Source organism: Campylobacter concisus, assembly GCF_003048555.1.
Lineage (GTDB): Bacteria > Campylobacterota > Campylobacteria > Campylobacterales > Campylobacteraceae > Campylobacter_A > Campylobacter_A concisus_AO.
Genome location: NZ_PIRR01000051.1, coordinates 1 through 9,104, shown reverse-complemented (window position 1 = coordinate 9,104; position 9,104 = coordinate 1). Strand labels below are relative to the sequence as shown.

General features: G+C 34.1%; 5 protein-coding genes, 2 tRNA genes and 1 pseudogene. 4 read left to right on the top strand and 4 right to left on the bottom strand.

The annotated features are described in order from the left end of the window. The 4 genes and pseudogenes from CVS92_RS08045 to CVS92_RS08030 all read left to right on the top strand — a co-directional run. Positions 1-571, top strand: a pseudogene (locus CVS92_RS08045) (zonula occludens toxin); the annotation flags it as partial. Continuing rightward, positions 522-1,664, top strand: a complete 1,143-nt coding sequence (locus CVS92_RS08040; RefSeq protein ID WP_107789098.1) for a type II secretion system protein GspD — start codon at positions 522-524, stop codon at positions 1,662-1,664. The pseudogene CVS92_RS08045 and the gene CVS92_RS08040, both read left to right, overlap by 50 nt. A 229-nt stretch (positions 1,665-1,893) precedes the next feature. Then, positions 1,894-3,234: a replication protein gene (locus CVS92_RS08035; protein ID WP_107789097.1), complete on the top strand. Its 1,341-nt coding sequence runs from the start codon at positions 1,894-1,896 to the stop codon at positions 3,232-3,234. A gap of 2 nt (positions 3,235-3,236) precedes the next feature. Next, positions 3,237-4,109, top strand: a complete 873-nt coding sequence (locus tag CVS92_RS08030; RefSeq protein WP_107789096.1) for a tyrosine-type recombinase/integrase — start codon at positions 3,237-3,239, stop codon at positions 4,107-4,109. A gap of 46 nt (positions 4,110-4,155) precedes the next feature. On the opposite strand, the gene CVS92_RS08025 is transcribed toward CVS92_RS08030, so the two are convergent. From CVS92_RS08025 to flgL, 4 genes are all read right to left on the bottom strand, one after another. After that, positions 4,156-4,230: transfer RNA gene (locus CVS92_RS08025), tRNA-Met, on the bottom strand. 26 nt (positions 4,231-4,256) lie between these two features. Continuing rightward, positions 4,257-4,331 (bottom strand) — tRNA-Gln (locus CVS92_RS08020). 107 nt (positions 4,332-4,438) lie between these two features. Further along, a complete protein-coding gene (locus tag CVS92_RS08015; RefSeq protein WP_107789095.1) occupies positions 4,439-6,529 on the bottom strand; it encodes an FtsK/SpoIIIE family DNA translocase in 2,091 nt (696 codons plus the stop codon). A gap of 131 nt (positions 6,530-6,660) precedes the next feature. Beyond that, on the bottom strand, positions 6,661-8,976 hold the full coding sequence (flgL, locus tag CVS92_RS08010) for a flagellar hook-associated protein FlgL (protein ID WP_084108121.1): 2,316 nt from the start codon (positions 8,974-8,976) through the stop codon (positions 6,661-6,663). Positions 8,977-9,104: the final 128 nt, after the last annotated feature.

Here is a 9,104-nt window from a genome sequence, read left to right as displayed (position 1 = left end):
GATTATTAATATTCCATATCTTGAAGAAGTATTTAATTTATATCATTCTGGACAAAGTTCAAATAAAAAATCATTTGTAAGATTTTATTTTTTGCTAGCTATTGTTGTTTTTATTTTTCTTTTACTTTATTTTTATTTTGTTGTTATGTCTATTTTTAAAAGCGATACTCCAACCGAAAACAATTTATCTACTTTCAATAAAATTTCCGATCCTGGTTCACAAAAATATTCTATTTCTGATTTTCCAGATATATTTAAAGATACTTCTAAAAAGAATAATAAAATTAGCTCCGATATTCCAGAAATTTATATTTATAACATTACTTGCGTTAATTTATCTTGCCATTTTGACGAAGATTATCACCTATATCCATTATCATTACTTAGCTACATATCTTCAATGTATACGCCATTATATTTTTATTATGAGCCAAAATCTCACGAGCTTGTCAAATATTACTATGTATTTGACAAGCCAGTTTTCCAAAATTTAATTTCAAAAAATAACAAAGGTGTTTCCGATGAAAAGCTTAATCAAATTTCTAATTCTTCCGCTGCTGTTTTTAAATAGCTTGTTTGCTGCCGAAATTTATACTGATCTTTTAGATTTCGCACGTCTTACAAGCAAGGCTAACAATATAGCCATTGTAACTGATGAAAGCATACACCAGGGCGAATATTATTTCATTTATGAAGACGAAGTTAAGATCACTATTGCAATGTTTAGAAAAATGCTTGAAGCAAAGAATTTATATCTTTATAAAAAGGATAATTTCTACTACGTAAGCTCTCAAAAATTGCCTGATTATGATCTTAGGCGTATCGAGCTAAAAAATTATGTTTATGATGACGTTAATAAAATTCTTAGCCAGTTTGATTTAAATGCTACTTACTCGACCTCTTCTAATTCGGTTTTCTTTAGAGCTGATGACTATATATTTGATCAAATTAAAGAAGCCATTTCAAAGATTGATAAGAGCCTGGAGCAAGTAACATTTAAACTGACTATCACCGAAACAAATCTAAAAGACATTAAAGATTTAGGCACAAATTTAAAAGGCTTACTTAAGCCACTTAATCACGGCGATTTGGCTTATTATGTTAATCTGATTACTTCCCCTTATATTTCTAATTCAAATATTATTAAAAATGATGATCGTGCCTTTTTTGGCATATTAAATTTTCTTGATACAAACGGCATTACAAAAATTATCTCATCGCCAGTATTGACGGCAAAAAATCACACTGAAGTTTATTTTAGTTCTGTTCAAAATATCCCTTATTTAGTTTCAAAAACTGATATATCAAACTTAAATTATCAAAAGACTGATAGTTACGAATATAAAGACATTGGTTTAAAGATAAATTTAAAGCCTATCATTTTATCTGATCACATTGATTTTGACTTACACTTAATACTTGAAGATATTCTCTCTCAAAGTACATCATTAACGCCCATTGTTTCAAAAAAGGAGCTTAAAAGCTCGTATTCTTTAAAGCGTGGCGACGTTCTAGTTCTTAGCGGTATTAATAAAACGACTACTTCTAAGCAACGTAATGGCGTGCCTATCCTTAAAGATATATGGTTTTTAAAGTATCTTTTTTCAGTCGAGCAAGACAGCGAGATAAACTCTGTTCTAACGCTCACAATTCAAATTATTTAATGTTTTAGGGGTGTAGGGGATTTCCCCTACAAAAGGCGAGAAATAAAGCTTATTGGCACATTCTGCTTAATCGAGCCGTGCAACTAATATGCTTTTTGGGTTTAAAACACCCCTTTCGCCTATATGTGTTTTGGCGTAGCCAAAAAAGGCTGCCATGGGCGGACGAAGTCCGCCACAATGGCTGCCCTTGTCAAATTAATAAAAAACTCTTACGTTTAAGGAAGCGATTATGCGAGCGAGAAATTTATATGGTGTTTCTCCCCTTGACGTTGAGCTTTGCCAAGCGAAGCTTGATAGCCAAAGGGAATATATGCGCTCTTTCTCTTTTGTTAATGTTAATGGCCAGGTTAGAAATTTGCTAGATATTTCAATGTCGGCCAACTTTAGCGATAAATATTACGCCGAAGTGTCTAATCGCGTGAATGTGTTTAGCTCTTTTGCGATCGATTATTTTCAAGTCCCAGTATTTTTAACCATCACTCTTAACGGCTGCTTTAGGGGTGCATTAAATGGCGATTATTCTAAATTTATGCCAATTGATTATAGATATTTGCCTGATGAAGTTAAATATAAGTCTAAAAATTCAGCGCCTTTAAGTATTTCTGATTTAGTAGCCGTTCTTAATCATCAATGGAATTTATTTATTATGCGATATTCAAGAAAATTTAAAAATATCGATAGAAGCTATATAAGGTGCTTTGAGCCACACAAAAAAGATGGCGTGCCACATATTCACGCTTTATTTTACGTCCCAGCTCACACAATAGATTTTATGAAAAGAATTTATACTGATATTTTTTATGCTCCGCAAAACCTAAAAATAAATGCTATCACAAGCGAGCAAGAGAAAAACGGCGAATTAAACGGCTTTCAAACTAGTATTAATAATCCTAGCGGCTATGTTATGAAGTATATCCAAAAGACTTTCATTAACTTAAAAGAAACGCAAGATTTTGACGAGCTTTCAGCCTGGTATGTAAAGCACAAAGTAAGAAGATTTATAAGCTCACGCACTAAAGTGCCATTATGGGTATATAGGAAGATTAATTTTATTAGCACGATGCAAGACTTTTATCACTTAAACGACTTAACGAACGATCACAGAGCAATACTCGAGTGGAATAAAAAAGATGATTACATATATATAAATTTGCCTTTCAATAAAGAAGAGATTATTTATTTAAATGGCAGATTGGAGCATTATATAAGCGGTAGGCTTATGAATTTTTACGATAGATTGAAAATTGATAGCCAAAAAGATGAAAACGTACAAGATGAAATAAAAATCTTTGGCACTAATTTAAAACAAAGGCAAATTTTAAAGCTTTGCGATGAGCTTTTTAAAAGCGATGAAAAGCCTAAACCAGTAAGCAGAATGAAAGATTACGAGTTAGTCAATTACTATCAAAGCTTGGGCGGTGATGTAAATGCCCAGCATTTAGCCTATGTTGAAAATTTAATGCTTGATAGAAATTTAGATAACTTTACACACTATCATGAAAGGCATGATCTTAATGCCCCTGATATTGATAGCTTTGTAGATAGATTTTTGATTTGTAATGAGTTTTAAAAATGTGTTTAAATGAGCTTTTTAATAATTACATTAGCTTTTACGAGCTTATTTTAAGTCCAACCACTCTAAGAAGCGATATAGCTACTTATAACAAGCATTTTAAAAACTCACTTGGCTTAAGAGAAATAGAAGATATAAATTTTATCGATATACAAAAGTTTTGCAATGATCTTATCAAGCAAGATTACAAGATAAAAACTATTAAGAATATCGTTGCAAAGCTAAAGGTTATTTTCAAGCTAGGTATAAAGCTGGAGTTAATAAATAAAAATCCTTGCGATTTTATTGAGCTACCAAAGTTTGATAATAAAAGGTATTTTGATTACTCGATCGCTATTCAAAAACGCTTTATTAAGGCTATTAGTGAAAATACCGATGCAAGCTCTGATATATTCTTTTTTCTACTTCACGGCAGACGAAAGAATGAAGTATTAAGCCTAAAATTTAGCGATATAAATTTTAAGACCAGGACTTATATTATCCCCTTTAAAATCAATAAGGCCAAAAGAAATATGATTTATAAAATGAGTGATGAGCTTTTTAATCGTCTTTATAAAAGATTTTTGATAGCCAAGAAAGAAAATAAGCTAAACGATTATGTCTTTATTAATCCTATGACTAATGATAAATTTAAAGATTTGCGTAAAAGCTGGGCTTCACTTCTTAAAAAGAATAACTTACCTAAAATCAGGCTTCACGACATAAGGCATTTAATTGGCACATATTCAATTAATTATTTAAAAATTCCCATCGAGCAAGTATCATTTACATTGGGGCACACAAATATAACTACAACACAAAAATATATTACTGCAAACGTTAAAAAATCTAAAGAAACTATCGAAAATTTACTAAAATCAATTTCAGAATAATTTAAGCATTTTAAAAAGTGTTTCAAACATCGATAAAATGGGCATTTGGTTGCGGAGGACGGATTTGAACCGCCGACCTTCGGGTTATGAGCCCGACGAGCTACCACTGCTCTACTCCGCGATAAGTATTATTTTGGATTTAAAAAGTGGATGGGGTAAGAGGATTCGAACCTCTGAATGACTGGACCAAAACCAGTTGCCTTACCGCTTGGCGATACCCCAATGTTTTTAAGAGTTGTAATTATATAGATTTTAATGCGCTTTGTCAAGACTTTTTAGAATTTTAATAAAAATTAAAATTCTAAAATTAAAGCAATTTATGACTTTAGCTATAAAATTTCTCTTTGTCCTTTTGCATTCACTGGGCTTAAAACACCCATTTTTTCCATTTGTTCGATTATATTTGCAGCTTTGTTGTAACCTATTTTTAAACGTCTTTGCAGATAACTTATTGACGTCTTTTGCTCACTTAAAATGATCTCTTTAGCCTCTTCATAAAGCTCATCAAGCTCATCTTCTCCTAGAGTACCAGTGGCTACACTTCCGCTTGTGCCCTCTTCTATTAAAAATTTCTCATCATAAGCCACATCTTGTTGCTCTTTTAAGAAATTTACAACCGTTTCTATCTCTTTTTCGCTAGCAAATGGCGCATGCAGTCTTATCACACCAGGACTTCCTGGAGGTGTAAATAACATATCTCCTCGTCCAAGCAAGCTCTCAGCTCCCATTTGATCAAGAATGACCTTACTATCAATCCTCTGCCCTACCCTGTAACTTATCCTACTTGGCAAATTTGCCTTTATAAGGCCAGTCACAACATCGACACTTGGGCGCTGGGTTGCCACTATCAAGTGTATACCGCTAGCTCTTGCCATCTGTGCTAGACGGCCGATATAAAGCTCCACATCCTTGCCACTAGTCATCATGAGATCAGCAAGCTCGTCAATGATCACAACGATGTACGGGAACTGCTCGCCGCCTTCCTCTTTCATCTTTTCATTGTAGCTCTCTATATTTTTCGTACGAGTTTGACTCATTATCTTATATCTTCGCTCCATCTCAGCGACCATATTGGCAAGTGCAGTGATCGCCTTTTTGGCCTCTGTGATAACTGGGGTTAGAAGATGTGGGATATCGTTATATATGCTAAATTCAAGCATTTTTGGATCTATCATCATTAGACGTAAAGTTTGTGGGCTATTTCTATAAAGCAGGCTTAAAAGCATCGCGTTTATACCGACACTCTTGCCTGATCCTGTAGTTCCAGCGATTAGCAAATGAGGTAGCTTTTTAAGGTCAGTCACAAAAGGAGCACCAACGATATCTTTGCCAAGCACCATAGTTAGCGGGCTACTTGCATTTTTAAAGACTTCGCTCTCTAAAATTTCTTTTAGATAGATTGTCTCTAAGTTTTGATTTGGCACCTCGATGCCTACGACATCTTTGCCGGGGATTGGCGCTTGGATACGGATCGTTTGAGCCTTTAGTGCCATCGCTAGGTCATCTTGAAGCGTTAAAATTTTACTTACCTTGATATGTGGAGCTGGACGAAACTCAAATGTCGTGACGATAGGCCCAGTATAAGTTCTAACCACATCGCCGTCTATTTTAAACTTACGGAGTTTATCAAGCAAATTAGAAATTTGCTGATCGATTTCCGTTTCATTTACGCTATGCGAGCGTTTTGGCGGATCGTTTAAAAATTTAAGCGGTGGTAAGACAAAATTCTTTGGCTTTTCCACATTTCCTCGTTCTATTTGATCAAGCAGCTTCTTATTCTCAGCCACTTCGTTTAAAATTTCAACTCCGTTTATAGTTGAGGCCCTACTCTCTTTTTCTGGCTCAGGCTCTATCTCTTCATCTAAATTCTGTTCATCATCATTTAGTACCTGAGCTTCTATAAGCTCTTCTTCTTTTATATCATTATTCTTTTGTCTTTTGCGTTCGATTTTTGGAAGTTGCTTTTGTTTTATCTCTTTTAAATTTCTCTCTTCATGGACTTTTATCTCTTTATCCACAAATGCCTTTCTTAAAACAATTATAAAATTTTCCCTAAAAGCAAGCCCAAGTGAGATAATAAACATCATAAGTATAGCAACCGCAGTGCCGATAGAGCCGATCACCTCTTTTAAGGCACTAACTATGAAATTTCCAATTATACCGCCATTTGCACTTGAAGCACTCAAGGCTTGAAACATCAAAAAAGCTATAAAAAAGAGAAAAATTCCTACCAAAAACTGAGCAAAATCAAAGTCAAATTTCTTAAAATTTTTATAGACAAAATAGCCCAAAATGATCAATAAAAATGGATAAACATACGCAATAAGTCCAAAATATTTGATATTTAAAATACCAAGGCTTTGTCCAAGCGAGCCAACAAAATCAGCAGTTGGAGCAGCTGTAGCGATACCAAAATATATAAAAATGCAAACAAAAATTGTAAATAAGATATGTCGTAAAATTTTAGATCCTTTATAAAAAAGGCTTATTATAGCACGCTTGAGTTTAATTTTAAAAAATCAGCAAGCTAGGTGGCCTGCTGATTTAAATTTTAATTTAAATAATTTAGTAAGCTTAGTTGATTTATCTTTGCGCTTGCTTGTAGAGTTGCTTGATAAGATAGTGAAAGCTGCGTAAATTTCAGATATGACTCCGCATAGTCTGCATCAATTACATCATTTTTAACAGTTTGCACATTCACTTTCATTACTTCGGCTCGCTCTTTTGTAGCAGTTAAAAGTCTTGATTGAGAGCCGATCTTTGTAAGCTCTTTATTTGCATGATCTATTAAATGATCAAGCCTTTGTAATGCGCCTTGCATGCCAGTATTTCGTGGATCATTACTATTTGCATCAGCTCTATAATATCCCTTTCTAACAGCTTCGATCATATTATCAAGGTCTTGAAAAACGCTCGTACTTGGCTCATCAATAGTTAAAGCATTATTTTCATTAAAACTAAATACAGAACCCTTTCCTTGAGGGTGGCCAGCATTACCAGCTGTATCTCTACCAGTACTATCGCCATCAAATTTATCGCTATTTTTTGCATCATGCATAGTTACTTCTATGTTTGTTACTGATTTTGTCTTATCAGTCAAAACCATTCTGCCTTTATCATCCAAAGTCGTCTCTACCGCGCCCTTTGTTTTTGATAAAGCCTCTTTATAGGCATTATAGTTTTGATCTCTTTTTACTTTTTCTATATCTGTATCAAAATTTGCGTTTTCTGCATGTGGAGGGTTTGGAATATTATCGCTTGCTGCCATAGCAACGATATCCATGAGCTGCCTATAAGTAAAATCACTAGCATAAGTTCTGTAACTTCCAAACTCATCTGAGTTATAAACAGTTAAAGTCCTAGGTGCAGAAGGCGTGCCACCTGGTGGTGTAGATGTTATTTCAAATTGCACTGGAGTATTTGTACCCCCTGCTGTACCCATTTTTACCTTTATATCATATTTTGTACCAGTGATTGACTTTACTTGTAAATTTATCTCTTGGTTGTCGATATTAAAGAGCTCTCTCTTTCTAGCATCAACATCTTTTGGATATAAATTTCTATCGTAGCTCTCCTTTGTACCAGAGACTTCACTTAGCTTTGTCTGATCTGTTGCATATTCGCCCGTTCTTCTAGCTACTTGAGGTAAATTTGCGATTAGCTCATTATCCTTTCTTTCAAATCTAACCTTATCATAGTCAAATGCATTTGTCGCATTTCCATCTTTATCAGTATATTTGCTCTTTACAAACTCAGTGATATGAACCGTTTTTGGAACATTATTTGCCATTGTTTCAAGACCTTCAAGAGAATTTACCGCATCAAGCGCGTTGTTTTGAGCGATTGCGCCGCGATTTGGTGCTACTGATGTGGCCGCAACCATATGAAAGTCAATAGTCTGGTTGCCTTTAGTAAGATCTTTTATATTAAATTGTCCATCGTTATTTATGCTTACATCAACAACTTTTGTTGTTTTTGTATTGCCAAATTCCATTCCGATTTTTTCCATAAGCCCAGCCATTGTTGTATTTGCACTCATCTTAAATTTACTGGTAAATGTCGTGCCGTCTGGCTTTTTGCCTTGCATGAAAAAATATGTATCTGGAAAATTTACATTTGAATTGTCTAAAAAATCATAATCAGGATTTGTTGTGCCATTATAAGAGCCGTCACTTCTAACCACTGAATCACTAGCGTAATTTAGCCCGATCATATTTTTTATCTTGCTATTATCGTTTAGAAATTTTGGCGCATAAGAGATATCGGTTCTAGTTTGATCAGCTAAACGAACATTTGTTGTCAAAATTTTACTGTAATCGCCATCTTTTCCTAGAAATAGATCATATCCTGGGATATTATAAGGAAGCTCAACCTGAGCGCCAGCCGATGTTTTCATATAATCACGGTTGCCTTGATATTTTCCTGCACCATCTATTGGCTTTGTATCAACAGCGCTTCCAGAAAACAAAAACTGCCCATTAACCGAAGTGTTTGCAATATTCACAAGGTGATTTTTTATGCCTTGAAGATCATTTGCCAAAGCCTCTAGCGATGTCTTACTATGCACGCTGCTAGCCGCTTGGACTACTTTTGTCTTAAAATTTTCAAGCTGTTTTTCAAACTCTTGCAACGCATTATCTGTATTTTTTGAGAAATTTACAGATTTACCAGTGGCATCAACTACTTGAGTGAGAGTAGTCGCTTCATAATCAAGCCTCATCGCATCATTATAAGTCGCAGCACCATCGTATGGATCTTGAATTTTCAAACCATTTGAGAGCTGCTTATAGCTTTTATTTACACCAGTCATATTTTTTTGGTAGTCATGCAAAGTCTGACTAAAACGTAGTTGGTTTGTTATTCTCATAATTTTTTCCTAAATTTTTATTCACTCTAAGCAAAAATGATTCCGCTTGTTTTTATATCGGTAAAAATTTGATTTTTTTTAGCATAAAAAGTTTATTGTATAATCCAACAAAAATTTACATATAAAAT

Bases quoted from the DNA above. Each gene is read 5' to 3' on its own strand.
- CVS92_RS08040 (WP_107789098.1), top strand. From the start codon at position 522: ATGAAAAGCTTAATCAAATTTCTAATTCTTCCGCTGCTGTTTTTAAAT.
- CVS92_RS08035 (WP_107789097.1), top strand. From the start codon at position 1,894: ATGCGAGCGAGAAATTTATATGGTGTTTCTCCCCTTGACGTTGAGCTT.
- CVS92_RS08030 (WP_107789096.1), top strand. From the start codon at position 3,237: ATGTGTTTAAATGAGCTTTTTAATAATTACATTAGCTTTTACGAGCTT.
- flgL (WP_084108121.1), bottom strand. From the start codon at position 8,976: ATGAGAATAACAAACCAACTACGTTTTAGTCAGACTTTGCATGACTAC.